Origin of the sequence: Pseudomonas sp. MH9.3, from assembly GCF_034354675.1 — a bacterium.
In the GTDB taxonomy this organism is placed as follows: Bacteria; Pseudomonadota; Gammaproteobacteria; order Pseudomonadales; family Pseudomonadaceae; genus Aquipseudomonas.
Genome location: NZ_CP133785.1, coordinates 1,220,847 through 1,235,217, shown reverse-complemented (window position 1 = coordinate 1,235,217; position 14,371 = coordinate 1,220,847). Strand labels below are relative to the sequence as shown.

General features: G+C 55.0%; 23 protein-coding genes. 3 read left to right on the top strand and 20 right to left on the bottom strand.

The genetic code is table 11. The annotated features are described in order from the left end of the window. Positions 1-58 precede the first annotated feature (58 nt). Positions 59-580 carry a hypothetical protein gene (locus RHM60_RS04985; RefSeq protein WP_322213827.1) on the top strand — a complete coding sequence of 174 codons (522 nt, stop codon included), beginning with the start codon at positions 59-61 and terminating at the stop codon, positions 578-580. Positions 581-963: 383 nt separating this feature from the next. Here the strand turns inward: RHM60_RS04985 and RHM60_RS04975 are convergent, their stop codons facing one another. From RHM60_RS04975 to RHM60_RS04900, 16 genes are all read right to left on the bottom strand, one after another. Next, positions 964-1,557, bottom strand: a complete 594-nt coding sequence (locus RHM60_RS04975) for a hypothetical protein (protein WP_322213826.1) — start codon at positions 1,555-1,557, stop codon at positions 964-966. 2 nt (positions 1,558-1,559) lie between these two features. Further along, positions 1,560-2,228, bottom strand: coding sequence for a lambda exonuclease family protein (locus tag RHM60_RS04970; RefSeq protein ID WP_322213825.1), 669 nt, complete (start codon positions 2,226-2,228; stop codon positions 1,560-1,562). Beyond that, positions 2,225-3,205 carry a RecT family recombinase gene (locus tag RHM60_RS04965; RefSeq protein WP_322213824.1) on the bottom strand — a complete coding sequence of 327 codons (981 nt, stop codon included), beginning with the start codon at positions 3,203-3,205 and terminating at the stop codon, positions 2,225-2,227. Before RHM60_RS04965 ends, RHM60_RS04970 begins: the two co-directional genes overlap by 4 nt. 55 nt (positions 3,206-3,260) lie before the next feature. Beyond that, complete coding sequence (locus tag RHM60_RS04960; RefSeq protein WP_322213823.1) at positions 3,261-4,379, bottom strand: hypothetical protein; 1,119 nt, start codon at positions 4,377-4,379, stop codon at positions 3,261-3,263. 102 nt (positions 4,380-4,481) lie between these two features. Continuing rightward, a complete protein-coding gene (locus tag RHM60_RS04955) occupies positions 4,482-4,709 on the bottom strand; it encodes a hypothetical protein (protein WP_090403828.1) in 228 nt (75 codons plus the stop codon). Then, complete coding sequence (locus RHM60_RS04950) at positions 4,699-4,935, bottom strand: hypothetical protein (protein ID WP_322213822.1); 237 nt, start codon at positions 4,933-4,935, stop codon at positions 4,699-4,701. The genes RHM60_RS04955 and RHM60_RS04950 overlap by 11 nt, the downstream gene beginning before the upstream one ends. After that, positions 4,913-5,119 carry a hypothetical protein gene (locus tag RHM60_RS04945; RefSeq protein ID WP_244657793.1) on the bottom strand — a complete coding sequence of 69 codons (207 nt, stop codon included), beginning with the start codon at positions 5,117-5,119 and terminating at the stop codon, positions 4,913-4,915. The genes RHM60_RS04950 and RHM60_RS04945 overlap by 23 nt, the downstream gene beginning before the upstream one ends. 79 nt (positions 5,120-5,198) lie before the next feature. After that, positions 5,199-5,624: a hypothetical protein gene (locus RHM60_RS04940; protein WP_322213821.1), complete on the bottom strand. Its 426-nt coding sequence runs from the start codon at positions 5,622-5,624 to the stop codon at positions 5,199-5,201. Between the two features lie 21 nt (positions 5,625-5,645). Further along, positions 5,646-5,840, bottom strand: a complete 195-nt coding sequence (locus tag RHM60_RS04935; protein ID WP_322213820.1) for a hypothetical protein — start codon at positions 5,838-5,840, stop codon at positions 5,646-5,648. A gap of 28 nt (positions 5,841-5,868) precedes the next feature. Then, positions 5,869-6,327: a hypothetical protein gene (locus tag RHM60_RS04930; protein WP_322213819.1), complete on the bottom strand. Its 459-nt coding sequence runs from the start codon at positions 6,325-6,327 to the stop codon at positions 5,869-5,871. Positions 6,328-6,797: 470 nt separating this feature from the next. After that, positions 6,798-6,977 carry a hypothetical protein gene (locus tag RHM60_RS04925; protein ID WP_322213818.1) on the bottom strand — a complete coding sequence of 60 codons (180 nt, stop codon included), beginning with the start codon at positions 6,975-6,977 and terminating at the stop codon, positions 6,798-6,800. Positions 6,978-7,440: 463 nt separating this feature from the next. Then, positions 7,441-7,692 carry a DUF1654 domain-containing protein gene (locus RHM60_RS04920; protein ID WP_322213817.1) on the bottom strand — a complete coding sequence of 84 codons (252 nt, stop codon included), beginning with the start codon at positions 7,690-7,692 and terminating at the stop codon, positions 7,441-7,443. Positions 7,693-7,979: 287 nt separating this feature from the next. Further along, positions 7,980-8,546: a hypothetical protein gene (locus tag RHM60_RS04915; RefSeq protein WP_322213816.1), complete on the bottom strand. Its 567-nt coding sequence runs from the start codon at positions 8,544-8,546 to the stop codon at positions 7,980-7,982. Positions 8,547-9,433: 887 nt separating this feature from the next. Then, complete coding sequence (locus tag RHM60_RS04910; protein WP_322213815.1) at positions 9,434-9,778, bottom strand: hypothetical protein; 345 nt, start codon at positions 9,776-9,778, stop codon at positions 9,434-9,436. An 86-nt stretch (positions 9,779-9,864) separates the two neighbouring features. Continuing rightward, positions 9,865-10,839 (bottom strand): hypothetical protein, encoded by a 975-nt coding sequence (locus RHM60_RS04905; protein ID WP_322213814.1) that lies wholly within the window; start codon positions 10,837-10,839, stop codon positions 9,865-9,867. After that, complete coding sequence (locus tag RHM60_RS04900) at positions 10,833-11,213, bottom strand: DUF6932 family protein (RefSeq protein WP_416195163.1); 381 nt, start codon at positions 11,211-11,213, stop codon at positions 10,833-10,835. The genes RHM60_RS04905 and RHM60_RS04900 overlap by 7 nt, the downstream gene beginning before the upstream one ends. Positions 11,214-11,335: 122 nt before the next feature. On the opposite strand from RHM60_RS04900, the gene RHM60_RS04895 reads away from it, so the two are divergent. Next, positions 11,336-12,498, top strand: a protein-coding gene (locus RHM60_RS04895) for an IS3 family transposase (protein WP_322212274.1) whose coding sequence is annotated in 2 segments (ribosomal slippage) — positions 11,336-11,588 and positions 11,588-12,498 — 1,164 coding nt in all. Because the reading frame shifts where the segments join, the coding sequence is not laid out codon by codon here. 126 nt (positions 12,499-12,624) lie between these two features. On the opposite strand, the gene RHM60_RS04890 is transcribed toward RHM60_RS04895, so the two are convergent. The 4 genes from RHM60_RS04890 to RHM60_RS04875 are packed head-to-tail and all read right to left on the bottom strand — an operon-like array spanning position 12,625 to position 14,065. After that, a complete protein-coding gene (locus RHM60_RS04890; RefSeq protein WP_322213812.1) occupies positions 12,625-12,879 on the bottom strand; it encodes a hypothetical protein in 255 nt (84 codons plus the stop codon). Continuing rightward, positions 12,879-13,097 carry a hypothetical protein gene (locus RHM60_RS04885; RefSeq protein ID WP_322213811.1) on the bottom strand — a complete coding sequence of 73 codons (219 nt, stop codon included), beginning with the start codon at positions 13,095-13,097 and terminating at the stop codon, positions 12,879-12,881. The genes RHM60_RS04890 and RHM60_RS04885 overlap by 1 nt, the downstream gene beginning before the upstream one ends. Further along, a complete protein-coding gene (locus RHM60_RS04880) occupies positions 13,094-13,339 on the bottom strand; it encodes a hypothetical protein (RefSeq protein ID WP_322213810.1) in 246 nt (81 codons plus the stop codon). The genes RHM60_RS04885 and RHM60_RS04880 overlap by 4 nt, the downstream gene beginning before the upstream one ends. A gap of 18 nt (positions 13,340-13,357) precedes the next feature. After that, complete coding sequence (locus tag RHM60_RS04875; protein ID WP_322213809.1) at positions 13,358-14,065, bottom strand: LexA family transcriptional regulator; 708 nt, start codon at positions 14,063-14,065, stop codon at positions 13,358-13,360. A gap of 43 nt (positions 14,066-14,108) precedes the next feature. On the opposite strand from RHM60_RS04875, the gene RHM60_RS04870 reads away from it, so the two are divergent. Further along, positions 14,109-14,336: a helix-turn-helix domain-containing protein gene (locus RHM60_RS04870; protein ID WP_068936760.1), complete on the top strand. Its 228-nt coding sequence runs from the start codon at positions 14,109-14,111 to the stop codon at positions 14,334-14,336. The last annotated feature ends 35 nt before the right edge of the window (positions 14,337-14,371 follow it).

The following is a 14,371-nucleotide window of genomic DNA, read 5'->3' as shown; positions in this document are numbered from 1 at the left end:
ATTTGTATTAGCTTGGCATGGCGCCAATTTTTTTTGTTGCGTATTAAGGAGCATTAGAATGGAGCGCTTTCTAAAATCTATTGAAAAATCATTGGATGATAGCAACTGGTATTCAGCCCTATATATGTCTCTAACACTCCCTGATGTATGTTCAAGTCTAGAGACTGCTGATGGAAAAACTGACGGTAAAAAATTTGCTCGCTGGTTTGATAGGTATATGAAAGAAACCTACAGCATGAAAATGCATGGTCAAACAACGGTATTTATGGCTGGTGATGATTGCTACGTACTAAGATGTTCATTACTGCATCAAGGTCTTACGGATGTTGGGCATCAGCGTGCAAAGGGGGTGTTAGATAGATTTTATTTTACTACGATGAATATGCATAGAATCAGAATTGGAAATGTTTTACATTTGAATGTAAAAATATTTTGTGAGGAAATGGTAGCTTCTGTCCGTCTTTGGGTTGAAGATTTTAATAAAAATTACCCAGATAAAGTTGGGCGGTTATCTCAGCTGATTCACATTCATTCGACAAGCTATTCTATCGGCGGTGTAAATTTCTTAAAAGGGGATTAGTTACTCGTTTGCTCCCGCCCCATGGGCCTCGGGCCTGTATGAAAGCATCAACTTTCGCGAATACGTTTTCATATTACGTATTCATGTCGCGGCGGCGGCTCAAGTAGGGGAAGGGCACCGCCCGTTCCAACGCCATGCAGGTGGTGAATCATCAGCGTGATCGCCTAGCCCTGTTCCTCGATGCCGTTCCAGGCCATCAGGTCAGCCGAGGCTTGCCGGGTTGCGGCCATGGTGTGGAGTCGCAATTTTTCCTCTCCGCGAGTCTTTCGTCTCTCCGCAGTCTTTGCCGATCGTTCTTTCTGCGCGGCTGCCATGACCTACCTCTTCTATTTCGCTGGCGGGCAGTGCGAACCAGGTTTGACGTTTGCGTTGCTGGATGCGGGCTATGCGGCGCATCGTGTGCCGCCCGGCGTCGACAATGGGTAGTCAATCGCGTGATTCTTGAGGATGCGCGCGAACGTTTTGGCGCTGATCCCAAGCTTTCCGCACACCTTTCGACGGCTGACCCCTATTTCCATGAAAGCCTTGATGCGCTCGGCGAACCTGGCGTCTCGCTCGGCCATTGCCTTTATCCGGTCGGGATTGCCATGCCGCCCAGGTGGAACCGCCTTGAACTTGAAGTTGAATTCGCGCGACATATTCAGCAGCATGCGCCGACTTATTCCGGTCATGTTGGCGACTTCGCTTTGGCTGTGGTGTGGCGCCAATTCCATGACCCTGACGGCCCGCTGGCGGCGTGCTTCGATCTGATCTTCACGCTTGGTCGGAGGGGTAGGTGGAAGAGGCTCGGCCCGGCGCCGAACAAACGGCTTCGGCGCCGGCGGCTCCTGGGGCACATACACAACGGGCTTCGGTGGCGGTGGAGGCTCTGCCACTTCGATTTCGCCGCCCGCGGCTACAAACTCGGCGACCTGGGCCGCCAGCTCATCCGCAGCCGGGCGCAGTTCCTCGATCATGCTGAGGTGGTTGCTGATCATGATCAGGCTCCTAAACGATGGGCCTGCGCCCGGGCTTTGTCGGCGACTTCATCAACCATCCTGCCAAGCTCCAGATTGAACTGGACCAGCTCTTGATGAAGCATCGCGATGTACTCATCATCGCGCTCAATGGTTTCGATATACAGTCGGCAGTCTTCATCCTGGCGTGGATCGAATGATAGGAAATCCCACCACTCCCGGCCCGTGACGAACATGCAGCCCTGAACCTGCGGCTTATGTTCCTCGGGCATGCCTTCGAGCCAGGTGCGGACGTGGACTGCCTCATTGAATGGGCATTTCGACTCAATACCCCCGTCCTCGCCAATCAATCCGTCCGGCGAACAGCCCAGCCAGTCGTATTTTGGATGAACTACGAAGCCCGACTTGATGACGTTATTGCCAGTCAGGATTTCGTAGAAGTCGTGGCTCGACTGCTCAACCTCGGTTCCCCAGGCCATCGACTTGCTGCTGACTGAATGTTTCGATCGGTTGGCCAGGCGCTCAAAAGCCAGCTCCCGCATGTAGGTGGTACGGGCCGCAAGCGGCTTCCGTTTGCCGTGCTTGTCACGGTCGCCCCATGCAATAACATCCTTGAATCGGCTGGCGGTGAGTCGCCCGCTGCGTTCCTGCTTCCACTGCTCGGTGCGCTGAAGGTCTACAGAGGCGTTCATTGAGCATCGTCCTCACTATCGACGACGGCAGCAGCGTCGGCGCTATTGGTGACAGTTGTGAACTCGGCGTCGATGGTTTGTGCAATGGCCTTCAGTTCGCTGTGACGGGTCACGCCAATGGCGCCGCGCTGCTGTGGTTTCAGGGATTTCCAAGCTTTTTCATACCCTTCAATGCCCTGCTCTTGAGCGATTTTTTTCAGTTGCTCAAAAAGGTCGGAGGTCGCATCTGTTGTGTCGCCCTGGGGTACTGAGGCGGCACCTACGTCAGCAGGCTTTTCGCTGGTAGATCTCGGGGTAACGTCTGTTTCCGGAAGCGTATAGCCGTCGTCCAGCTCTTCGCGTGTGTACACGCCCAGGATCACGTCAGGGCAGTACAGGCGAGCCCATTTTTTGAGGGCCAGGTAGGCGATCTGCTGCTTCGGATCGTCTGCCCACAGCGTCGAGTTCCGGGTTCGTGCCTGAGTCATCAAGGTGGTCAGTTCGCGCGGGGTATCCTCGCCCACGAACGTAGCCCAAACGCGGACGCCCAACCCTTTCTCGTCATTTATGTTCCAGTTTGGGACGCGATACTTTTTCGGCTGCCCGTGGTCATCCGTTTGTTTTTTGCTCTCAATCTCGCGGAAATTTCCAATGATCTTGTCCCAGTCGCCAAACCACTCGTAGTGGATTCGATCAATGGTCGGCGCTCGCGTGGTGATGACCGCGTTGACCAGCTGGGCTTCATAGCTCAGTTGGCCGCCGTTGACGATGAAGGTCTTCTGCGCAACTTGGAATGGGTTCATTCCCCACTGCATGGACTGCATGATCACTGCCATGCAGTCGGCAGTGTTGCCGTGAAAGTGCTTCGGCAGGGTGGTTTTGCCCCCTGCCATGATGCCCGCGAGCTCAGTCATCGACTGCATGCTGTCGCGATTGAGGATCAGCCCAGTCGGGCTGGTGTCCATTGGTACGGTGGAAATCTGGGTTTGGGCGCTCATTGCTTACTCCATAGCCGACGACTTTGGTCGGCCTCCGGGGTGGTTTCAGGGTTCTTTAGAACGACATGGCTCGCAGCCAGGCAGAGGCCTCGTCATTGGTGACGCAGAAGGCCATGGCTACGACCTCGACCACTTCGCTGGCGCTTGGAATGCTCGAGTCAGCGAATGCGTCCGCCGCTGGGGCCGGATAAACTGCCGCTACAACCGTTTGTGCTGGGTCAGCAATCACTGGAGCCGCAACAACAGTCGCTGCTGGGGCGGGCTCAGCAGCCTGGGCACGCAGACGGGCCAGCTCTTCTTGATCACGCTGATACTGCGCGTCACGTTCTCGCTGCTGGCGCTGTTGCTCTTCCTGCTGTTCACGGTGCTGGCGTTGTTGTTCTTCCATGTCGCGGCGCTGCTGGTCCAGCTCGTCCTGCTGCTTCTTCAAGCGCAGACGGTCTTCCTCGGCGCGCTGCTTGCGCAGGTCTTCAGCCTCTGCGTCGGCGAGTCGTTGCTTCTCGCGCAGCTCGTCCAGTTCTTTCTGCTGGGCCAGCAGCTTGGCAGTGGCTTCCTCTCGATCAATGGCAGCCTTGTGTAGCGCTTCCAATTGCTCAATGGCGTTGTCGCGAGCGATGGTGCCTTCTGCTTCAAACTCACCATATTCTTCGGGCAGGATCACCGACTCCTTAACGCCTTTCAGAATTCCGGCGACGTCGGCAGCGCTGCGGCTTGCGTATGCGGCAGCGACGGAGCTGAAGCGGGTAATCTTGGCCCGGATGGCTTCGACACGCTCAGCCTCGACACGCTCGCGCTCTGCCTTGGCATCAGCTACGCGTTTTTCTTCGGCCTTGATTGCTTCGTCAACAGGAGTCTCGATTGCCAAGACTCGATCTTTCAGCGTCTCGCCGAACTCCTTAACCTGGTTGACGCGAGCCTGGGCGTCTTTGACCGCCTGCTGGTAGGGAACCAGTGCCGTTTTGGTGGTGTTGGCTAGGGCATAACGCACGTCGCGGATATCGACACGAACTTCCTTTGCATTCGCCAAGCCTTCGCTGGTCGAGCAGTCAACTACCAGCTTCCCGTAGGTTGTCTCTAGGCGAACGATTTGCTCCTCGTGCGGCCGATACTCCGCGATGTCGGTGACGGCGACAGCGGGGGCAATGGGCTTCTTGGATTCTTCGGCTTCGCTCATCTCAAGCGATTCTTGTGCGGGTGATTTTTTAGGATTTGTTGACATGACGATCCCTCGCCGCGCCTGGCGCAGCATTGAAAGTGTTGTGGTGGGGTGGCGCTGTTAAGCGGCGGAAACGATAGAGGCGTTGTAGTTGGCGTAAATTTTGTCGATGCGCGCCCGGAAGTACCTATGTTCGTTGTCGTCTATAACCCGCAGCATGAAAGCAAGGGTTACGCACGATGTGGCCGCCGCGCTGGCGTTTGGCTTGCCCAAGTCGAGAATCATGTTTTCGATCTCGCCTTCGATCCAGCTAACGGCTGTCTGGTGGTTCCGCTGGTTAAGATCCATGCTTCACCCCGATGGACGGACAGATCAGTTCCATCTGAGCCATGGCCAGACCGATGCGCAGTTTGAGGCTGGCTCGCTCCTTGAGTCGGCGTGCCTCGCGCTCTGCCAGGTCGTCTGCCGTGTATTCGTGGAACAGCTCGACGTGCTGCGTCTTTCCGAAATTAGGTAAGTCCCAGCGTCTGTCGGATTCCCTGGCCTGGGCGCTATCCGCGTAGCTGGTTGGCATGGCGAGTCTCCAGGCTGCGGGCGAGGGCGCAGGCTTCGTTGTGGTTGCGGCGGAACCCCTTCACCTTGCCGGTGGTGGAGTCGACTACGTGGAAGAACTCGTTGCCGGCCGGGATCACCCGAAACAGCGGCGAGGTCTTCGGCGCACTGGAACCGACCAGGCCGAGGCAAAGCGCCAAGGCCATGTTGCGGCGCTGATTCATTGCGAGCGCTACGTCGCAGTAAGCGTGCTGACTTTGGTTCATGGTCGCCTCCAGGGTTGCGTTAGTCGGTGTAAGCGATGTACTTGAATTTCCCTTTCCCGAAGTGCTCGAAGCGACCACCGAAGGTGCCAATCACCAGCTTTTGCACTTCTTCCCGGGTCGTCCCTTCGGGATAAACGCCCTCGCAGATCTGCGATGAATTGGTGTGTGATTTGATCCTGTAGTCGATTGTTCTCGGGTCAAGAGGTCGTGGCTCCCAGCTCCGATAGTTGCCGGTGGTCTTATCCACGTTGACGATGAAGTCGTTGATAATCTCGTCGTCCGCCTCATCCCATTCGCAAGCATCACAGAAGTGGCGCGGCGCCGTGCAAGCGGAGCAGTGCGGACTGATATGGCAGCTGCAGTTTTCTGCTTTGCGCATTTGGATGACGCCTTTGCAGCCGTTGCGTCGGCAGGTATCGCCTTCGCAATATCCGAAATCGCTCATCACGACCTCCAGTGTTTGGGGTTAGGTTTCGTGCGTTGTGATTTCGAACTCCGCATCAGCGTCGTCATCCGCATATGTGTCTCGGAATGCCTCTGCAAGAGTTGAATACTCGCCAGTAGCCGAAAAGCCTGTAGCGGCGAAGCGGGCATCCGCAAGATCTTCGAAGCCGACGCACTCGCTGCCGGCCTCGTTCCAAACCAAGTAAATCGTCGTCATGACTCTCTCCATTCGTTGGTTCACCCGGTTAGGCGGCTACCGGCTGATTCATCAGTTCGGCGTATGCGTTGAGCGCTTCTTCGCGGGTATCGCCGAATTCGTAGTTGGCCGACGACTGCAGGTCTTCAAACCCTTCGCCTACCACGCACCACGCACTGCCATCCTTCATCACGCGTATTGCCCACCAAGGCTTCTGGAATCCGTCAGTGCGGCAGGTGTTGCAGGCCCAGGTGCCGCCGTAGACGAAGCCGGTCTGCTTGCACTGGCCATGCGGGAAGGGGTGGATGAAGTAGATCTGGCCCGCTCGGATCATGTCGTCGGCTTTGTCCCAGCCCTGACCACGCTCAAAGCGCGCAGAGCCATCAGCCGTGGCGTTGCGCTCAACACCGTGCACTCGGGAATTGAAGCCGCCGAGAAAATTGCCGCTGAGCAGGCTTGCGTCGAAGATTTGGTCCGCCATGCGGATACGGTTCGTTTGCTGTTTCATGGTCAACTCCGATTGTTGGTTCACCTGTATTCGCTCAACACTCATGCCTCCCGCTGGTTGCCGATGGGCGCGGGGGGAGTGCTGACGGGTAGAGGCGGAGGGGGTCCTGTTTTTGCAGGGGCAGGCTCCCTGTTTCCTCGCTTTCCACAATCGAGGGAAAACCATATGCTCCAACTTCCGCAGTTGAGATAAGGAAAATCGATATGCCGCATTACATGGTGCGCGTAGAGCTATTTGGCGCCGGCGCAGACGAGTACGAGCGCCTTCATGCCAACATGGACGCAATAGGTATTGAGCGAGAAGTTGTTTTCTCTGGCGGCGTGAGGCATCAGATGCCGGCCGGAACTTACTTTGGGTCGAGCGCCCTAGGCGCAACAGCTGTGCGAGACAGAGTGCAGGGATTTGCTAACCCACTTTCTCCACACAGAGATGCAGCGATATTCGTATGCGAGGCTAAAGATAGTCAGTGGTCAGCCTTTCTTTACCCTGTGTGAATCGAAGTCGGCCATCTTTCCCCATGGAACCACGTCAATGGCGTGATACCGAGCAACTCCCATTACTTTCTTGAAAGCGGCATTGAAGTCAGTGCCGCTTTTCTCGGCAAGCTCCTTTACCAGTGATTCAACCTCGCTCACCTGTTCTTCATTCATCGTTTTTCTCCGGTTTGATTTCCCTGATGCCCCTCGTGAGAAGGGCATCGAGGAAATCTTGTCGCCGTGACCCGCTACTGGCGTCGGTCACCGGCTTGAATCAAATGTTCTTCCAGCCGCGGGCCTTTCGGCTTGTTCTCCCGCTGGATAACTGTTCTTGGCGCTTTACGCTGCGCGCCCGGGTCAGTTGCCAACCCTCTGAACCGTTAAGGCCGGTTCATCGCTGCCTTTGAATCTGGGCCGGTGGTGATCCGGCAAGGGTGAAGCTGTGTGGCTAAAGAGCGGCGCAGGTTTAGCTGCTGGCCGGCGTTCTTCGTTGCTGGCTTGAGGCGATAATCACAGAGTGTGTTTATTGTGTCAACACGTAATGTGTTTATATTTTTCATGATTGAATCACGCTGTGTGGTTTTTATAGGGGAATTGAGAAGGACAGGGTGGTGAGCCCGCCTGCTGGCGTGCTCATTTAGGAATCGCAGTACTCGCGCCAGCCGATCCTGACGGCGTCGTCATCCAAATGCTCAATCCTGATCCCGGCGGTGTCACCGATGTCTTGGATGACCTGGCGCCAGGCTTCAGGGCTCTCGTCGTCGCGTCTGGATACCTCGACCAATTGAATCCGCTGTACTCGAGGAGAGGCGATTATGCGTTGCAGGCGATGGCCCACAAGCTCGTAGGCATTTCTCGGCTTGGGTGTGGGGGAGGGTGCTTGGATCACGCGTCGCTCCTTGCGTATACTGTATGGGCGTACAGTATTGGTGATGATCACTATTGGCAAGGGGTGGCAGGATAATTCATGCATAAATGCATATTCATGCTTGAGGCCGTCGTTATAGTCATGAAAAAGCCCGCGGTCGGGGCAGGCTTATGTTTCGTTACAGACTAGGCGGCACCTATTCGTTGATGAAGACCGACAATAGAAAAGTAAGCCGTTGATAACGAAAAAGCCCTAGAGTTGATACTAGGGCTTTCTTCCTGCAGATCAGCTATGCCAACATCGCTAAATTACGCTTGCTGAAAGGTGCCGAAACCGCTGCCGTAAAACTGACCATTGATGTTCGCGTGGAATTGCGCAGGGTGCACCAATACAGCGAGTAAACGATTTCCTTCAAAGATTGAGAGGGAAAGCGCGCCCTGATTAATCGACAACTGGAGCGAAAGCTGAATTCCGATCAGGTTCTCTGCGTCAGGCACCGTGCCTTGCAGATAGACATTGCTGATATCTAGATTTGTGCCCGTACCGGTTGCTTGACCGATGAATCGGACCATGGTGCCTTGCTGAGGTGCGTTCGGGCCAATATTGGCTAGCGACGAACTGATCTGAACGGTTTCAGTGTGAGGTGAACAGCCGCAACCGCAGCCTTCAAAATTGAAATACCCGCAGATGTTCTGCTGGCAACCGCATCCGCATAGGGTTTGCGGATGTACCTTCTGGTGGAGAACTTCTTGAAGCGCTGGCTTAGCGCTCACGACATCTTCCCGGCGCTGTATTTCCGCGTCAAACGCAGCCTGAGATTGCTTTTTCAGCGCATCAATTTCTTCTGGTTTGATGTCTTGCAGAGACAGAGTCATAGCTAATTCCTTTTATTTACAAGAAGCACAGGGCGACGATCCGCTTCTAAGCCGCCGCCTCCCTGGCGCGGTACGCCACGTAATCCTTCGATTCGTGACTAAACCTTTAAAACATAGTTCCCAGTCTATTTCAACTGTTCCCATTAGCAGGTCGAGTACTATGGATCAACCCGCAAACAGCCTGTTTTAATGGACTTGGCGGGCTGGCAGGTAGAATTCGCGAAATATCTCGCAAACAATCTGAAAGGGAAAAGGAGGCCCGGCGTTCGTCTAGCGTCGCGCGGCCACACCGCAGAGAAAGGAAAGCCTGTGATGGGGGGGCGGGCTTGGAGGTATGTCCGTTAGAGTCGGTGTTGCCGTAGGCGCACGGAGGCGAAGGGGGATCGACTACCTTGGTTCAAAAGGCCGGACGGTTTATTCCAGTGGTCCGTGATGCAAGGCCTGCTCAATTCAAGAACAGCGACCCGCGTCTAGTCAGAAGAATTCCGTCAGCGGACGTAAGGAGTGGGCCTAGTGGATCCACGATCTGCCCGTAGCTGAAGTCTCCGGTGATCATCTCCAACTGTAGGAGATCTCTCAGGCCCAGCAAATTGCTGGCTGTATCTCCGGTCAGTGAGAGCGAGGATTGGGAATCAACGCATGAGAGTTGAGATATCAAACCCTTGAGAAGGGCTGAATTTTCGTGAATAAACATCGCTCTTGCCTGCATTCGCCATTACAAGCATAGATACCCAGGCATTAGCATTCGTTCAGATTAAAAACAGGAATGAGTAAAGGCGCGAGCGGGTGGGAGCGCAGATACAAGAAGCCCAGCACTGGGCCGGGCTCGATGATGGCTGCTTATGCTGCTACCGCCAGGGTAACAGCTCTCACAAGTACCAGGATCTTCACAAGGCGGCCTTCAGAAGGACTTTGCATTCGGCGTCGTATTTTTCACGCAGCTTGGCAGTGCTAGCTGGCGTCATCCGCCCTGGTGTCTCTTTGTGCAAATCCACCATTTTTTGCGCAACTTCTTCCTGAGCCTCCGGGGTATAGCCAGCATGCACCAATAGTACATAGGAGGCTCTTGAGGACTGACTGCGGCTTATGTCTGGCTGGTCACCAGCTACTGAAAGCACTTCGTAGTAGGCCGCGCAGTGGAGATCTCTCTCTTTTGGGGTTTCTGCTTGGGCGGTTAAGGAAATGCAGGTGAATATGGCGCAGAAGGCCAGTGGCATCGAGGATAGGCGCATGAAAACGAGTCCATTCGAGAGGGGCGAAGATTTTATCAGCTCAGATGCCAGATACAAGAAGCCCGGCGCTGGGCCGGGCCTAGGTGCTATACGGATATTCGATGCTGCTCAGACATTTCTTTAACGAGCTTTAGGTCGTGAGCGAACATGAGCCGAGGCCGCCCCGATGCATCACATTCATAATCACCAGAGACGGCGATAACGCTGCCCAGTATTTTTTGGCCTATCTCACTGGTTACGCTCGGGAGCACGCAGCGCAGAGTGCCCACGCCGGAGATATTACGCAGATGGAATCTCCCAGAATCAAGGTCAACCTCCCGAACTTCGCCGATAAACTCTCCAAACCTCTTCTTAAGTGTAACCGGCTTCCGAAGAGCATCGCGAAGCACCACGCGCTCGCGGTTTCCAAGCTCACTCTGGCCGGCGTCAGGAGAGGATATATCGAGAGTATGGATCCCGACCTTGCCAGTCGGAGAAAGCCTGAAAAGAGCTTCCAGACTAGCATCGCGCATCGCAGGATCAGGTATGAGCTCGGCAATCCCAAGGTTTAGAGACTCGTCTTCAATAAACTCAGGGATGGTCGGAAGCTGGCGGATCGCGAACTTTATAGCCTCGTGCACAGACTCGGGTTCATCGCTATCCATGATCGAATCCATGGGAGCGATGGAAAATCCGGCATAGATACTCCCGGGCGCAAACCCTGAAAAGCGCAGGTCAAGGTTTTTGGCCAGCCTTTTTGCATCTAGGTCGGTTAGGTTGAAAATCGCCTTGGCGAGCATTCTCAGCTGTTTTTCCGCAGAAACACACAGCCAGTTGAAAGCTCTTAGGCCAGGCTCTCCAGCAGTAGTGGACGGCCCTTCGGCGTGGAATACTAAATCGGAGTTATCCATGATCTTGGCAAGCGGCATCTCCTCCAGATACATCTCCTCAAGCTTGAGGCGATAGAGGTCAATCATCCCGGATAAATCGAGACCGCTTCCAGCTTCAGCGGCTCTAGCGGCAGCGATTTGGCCCTGAAAAGCCGATGCTCGTTTATGGACTTGCTCTACCCAGGTCACCATGGTGAAACCTCAATTATCCCGCGACGGTCCTTCTCGTTTAGGCCCTTTTTCTTGCTAGCGGCCTTTGGCCCTACGTACTGGAAGAAATTATAGAAGTCATTGTGCCCGGCCAGGTCTAAATTCACGTAGAAATCCATTCCATACTCATCCTTTATGCGGAGGTGTGCGGCCTCGTTCCCGATACTGATAAGCGCGGCTCTGGACGAGATTTCTGCATTTGGGACAAGTATCGATGACTCAATGTCGTCGGGAGTCACCTTATCAGAGATGAAGCTTCCTCCGATAATAAGTGACAGGCCGCTACCAACGGGTCGTAACTCGGACTCGATGAATCGATGAAACTCCTTCATGAGGTTTCGTCGATGACCGCTCACGCAGAAAGACTTTCGGATCTCGTCCCATGACGCCTTGTGGCACCCTTCAGGTAGAAATTGTAGTGGTCTAATGAAACCGGACACCCATTTAGGCGAGAATGCTCGCCAGAACGAGGTGTCAGATGACCAAACAACGCCGTACCTTTTCCCCTGAATTCAAACGCGAGGCTGCCGACCTCGTTCTCAAGCAGGATTACAGCTTCATTGAGGCCAGCCGCTCGCTTGGTGTCGGCGAGTCGGCTTTGCGCCGATGGGTCGACCAGGTGCAGCAAGAACGCATGGGCGTGACCCCGCAGAGCAAAGCGCTGACCCCGGAGCAGCAGAAAATCCAAGAGCTGGAAGCCCGAATTACTCGCCTTGAGCGGGAAAAATCGATCTTAAAAAAGGCCACCGCGCTCTTGATGTCGGAAGATCTCGAGCGTTCGCGCTGATTGACCAGTTGAGCATCCACGAGCCGGTTGATTGGCTGTGCAAGGTGTTTGAAGTGACCCGCTCGTGCTACTACGCTCGGCGTCTCAGGCGCCGCACACCGGATGTAGAACGCCTTCGATTGCGCAGTCGGGTGAGCGAGTTGTTCACCCAAGGCCGCAGTGCTCCCGGTAGCCGTAGCATCATGGCCATGATGCAGGACGACGGCGAGCAGATCGGGCGATTCAAGGTACGCAGCCTGATGCGCGAGCTGGAGTTGGTCAGCAAACAACCGGGATCGCATGCTTACAAAAAGGCGACGGTCGAGCGGCCCGACATCCCTAATATTTTGAACCGAGAGTTTGATGTGCCCGCTCCTGACCACGTCTGGTGTGGCGATATCACTTACATCTGGGCTCAAGGGAAATGGCAGTATCTGGCGGTTGTGCTAGATCTTTTTGCCCGCCGTGTTGTGGGTTGGGCGTTGTCGGGAAAGCCGGATGCCGACTTGGTCATCAAGGCCTTGGACATGGCTTACGAGCAGCGAGGGAAGCCTCAGGGTTTGCTGTTCCACTCCGACCAGGGCTCGCAATATGGAAGCCGGAGTTTTCGCCAGCGCCTTTGGCGATATCGCATGCGTCAAAGCATGAGCCGGCGAGGAAATTGTTGGGATAACGCGCCGATGGAGCGGGTGTTCAGGAGCCTGAAAACCGAGTGGGTACCGACCATGGGCTACGCGACGGTCCAACAAGCTCAGCAGGATATCAGCCATTTTTTGATGCACCGGTACAACTGGATTCGACCGCACCAATTTAATGGTGGGCTGCCACCGGCTCAGGCCGAGAAAAAACTTAACGTCGTGTCCGGGATTAGTTGACCACTACAAATCCACGCTTATCTAGTTCCGGTATAGGCAAAGCAAATCCCCTTGCTCCAACATTCTTCCGTGCTTATCGATCAAATTCGATAATGCGCCTAACCCAACAAACCCCCGCCGCCCCGCCTACTGAGCCTTTCCCCGCACAATCCTTCCCGCCTTCACCTCATCCGCATAACCTGACAGCTTTTCCTTTTGCGCGGAGAGCAGTGCGCCCATCTTCATCAAGGCTATTGCCTCGTCCGATGATTTTGCGATTCCCGCTATAGCGTTCAACTCTGCTACCGACCATGCGATAACTGACGCGGCATCTTCCAGATCGTAGAACAGTTCCTGCTGGGCGGTCCGAGGCCCGTCGAGGTCTTCCATCAAGCCAGCCATTACTCGTGTACTCCATAGAAGTGATTCAGTGCTATCAACTCAGCTACCGCCACAAGAACGCAGGGCACAACGAACCCAGGGCTGAACACTCGCTTTCGATTAGATGACTTCCCACCCAGCCAGCCAGCGTCAGAAGCTCCAGGAATTAGCATTAGTAACGCCAGCCACACAATTACGCCAACCTTGCTCCAGAAGCTTTGCTCTCGCCATCCAGTCATGTTTTCTGTTCCGCAGCCCGAATTATCCGGGCGGCTTTCACCTCATCCGCATAACCCGCGAGCTTGTCCTCCATCGTCTGATAGCTCAGCGCAATCATCATCAGCTCGTCGGCGCTAATATCATCGCCGGCAGCGAGAAGCCGTTTGGCGACCCCGAACAAATCGACGCCTGACCACTTGAGCAGGGCCGCAGCATCTTTCAGGTCACGGCGCAATTGCTGGTTGGGTCTGGTGAGGGTCATAGTGCCTCCTGATTATCATCAGTAGAACTTCTGCAGCGCCTGTACAACCACTCCCACGATCCGGCAGTTCTCGTCCACCGCCTCGATTGGGTAGCTCGGGTTCAGCGGCTTCAGGAACAAGCGGCCACCGTCGCTGACCAGCTTCTTGAATGTCGCTTCATTGCTGTCTGGGAGCTTAGCCACCACCAGCTTACCTGGTGCGACCTCGGTCTCAGTGTCCACCAGGATCAGCGTGCCTTCGGTGATGCTCTGGCCGGCGGGCGCCGTCATTGAGTCGCCTTTAACTGTCAGCCAGAAAGCGGGTCCTTTGGCGTCGTACTCCGAAAACTCGTAGGTGTCCGAGATTCCAGTTGGGTAGGGCTCAACAGCCTCCGCCCAGGCGCCGGCGGCAACCCAGCTCACTACCGGGTAGCGGAATGATTTGGTGGGCTGGGCGGCGATTGAAATATTCGAGGGGCTTTCGCCAGGCAAAAGCAACGCTCCCGGATCGACTTTCAGCTCATGGGCAATCTTGGCGATATCTTCAAGGTTTGGCTCCCGAGCATCTTTCTCATAGTTTCCTATGCGCGATTGGGATTTCCATCCGCACGCCTTTGCCAAGGCAGCCTGAGAAAGCCCTGCTTTTTCTCTGTAGTGCGCGATTCGCGATCCGAGTGTCTTCATGGATCGAATTTTAATCACGGAGTGAAATAAAATCCGCCCACTTATTGTGTTTGCCATTAACACGATATGTGTTTATCCTTGGTTTATTGACCGCAGGAGCAACGCAATGAATCTCATAGCAGAGTTTCGTGAGGAGGCCGGAATCACCCAGGCAGCCTTACACCGAAAGCTCAACTGGAAGCAGTCGCGGCTCGCTAACTACGAGTCGGGGGCTCGCCCATTGAAGCTTGAAGACGCCCGGAAGATCGTCCAGGCGCTGAATGAATTGGGTGCGAAATGCACTTTGGATCGCGTTTTTCCGCAGCAATCTTCTGCGGATGTTCGGGCCGCCTAAGCAACATCCATGTCCGCCGTTCCATTGAAGCCAGA

Bases quoted from the DNA above. Each gene is read 5' to 3' on its own strand.
- RHM60_RS04910 (WP_322213815.1), bottom strand. From the start codon at position 9,778: ATGCGCCTATCCTCGATGCCACTGGCCTTCTGCGCCATATTCACCTGC.
- RHM60_RS04880 (WP_322213810.1), bottom strand. From the start codon at position 13,339: ATGACCCTCACCAGACCCAACCAGCAATTGCGCCGTGACCTGAAAGAT.
- RHM60_RS04915 (WP_322213816.1), bottom strand. From the start codon at position 8,546: ATGACTCTGTCTCTGCAAGACATCAAACCAGAAGAAATTGATGCGCTG.
- RHM60_RS04935 (WP_322213820.1), bottom strand. From the start codon at position 5,840: ATGACGACGATTTACTTGGTTTGGAACGAGGCCGGCAGCGAGTGCGTC.
- RHM60_RS04890 (WP_322213812.1), bottom strand. From the start codon at position 12,879: ATGGCTGGCTTGATGGAAGACCTCGACGGGCCTCGGACCGCCCAGCAG.
- RHM60_RS04930 (WP_322213819.1), bottom strand. From the start codon at position 6,327: ATGAAACAGCAAACGAACCGTATCCGCATGGCGGACCAAATCTTCGAC.
- RHM60_RS04960 (WP_322213823.1), bottom strand. From the start codon at position 4,379: ATGAGCGAAGCCGAAGAATCCAAGAAGCCCATTGCCCCCGCTGTCGCC.
- RHM60_RS04885 (WP_322213811.1), bottom strand. From the start codon at position 13,097: ATGACTGGATGGCGAGAGCAAAGCTTCTGGAGCAAGGTTGGCGTAATT.
- RHM60_RS04950 (WP_322213822.1), bottom strand. From the start codon at position 4,935: ATGCCAACCAGCTACGCGGATAGCGCCCAGGCCAGGGAATCCGACAGA.
- RHM60_RS04925 (WP_322213818.1), bottom strand. From the start codon at position 6,977: ATGAATGAAGAACAGGTGAGCGAGGTTGAATCACTGGTAAAGGAGCTT.
- RHM60_RS04985 (WP_322213827.1), top strand. From the start codon at position 59: ATGGAGCGCTTTCTAAAATCTATTGAAAAATCATTGGATGATAGCAAC.
- RHM60_RS04965 (WP_322213824.1), bottom strand. From the start codon at position 3,205: ATGAGCGCCCAAACCCAGATTTCCACCGTACCAATGGACACCAGCCCG.
- RHM60_RS04975 (WP_322213826.1), bottom strand. From the start codon at position 1,557: ATGATCAGCAACCACCTCAGCATGATCGAGGAACTGCGCCCGGCTGCG.
- RHM60_RS04945 (WP_244657793.1), bottom strand. From the start codon at position 5,119: ATGGCCTTGGCGCTTTGCCTCGGCCTGGTCGGTTCCAGTGCGCCGAAG.
- RHM60_RS04940 (WP_322213821.1), bottom strand. From the start codon at position 5,624: ATGAGCGATTTCGGATATTGCGAAGGCGATACCTGCCGACGCAACGGC.
- RHM60_RS04905 (WP_322213814.1), bottom strand. From the start codon at position 10,839: ATGGTGACCTGGGTAGAGCAAGTCCATAAACGAGCATCGGCTTTTCAG.
- RHM60_RS04870 (WP_068936760.1), top strand. From the start codon at position 14,109: ATGAATCTCATAGCAGAGTTTCGTGAGGAGGCCGGAATCACCCAGGCA.
- RHM60_RS04955 (WP_090403828.1), bottom strand. From the start codon at position 4,709: ATGGATCTTAACCAGCGGAACCACCAGACAGCCGTTAGCTGGATCGAA.
- RHM60_RS04970 (WP_322213825.1), bottom strand. From the start codon at position 2,228: ATGAACGCCTCTGTAGACCTTCAGCGCACCGAGCAGTGGAAGCAGGAA.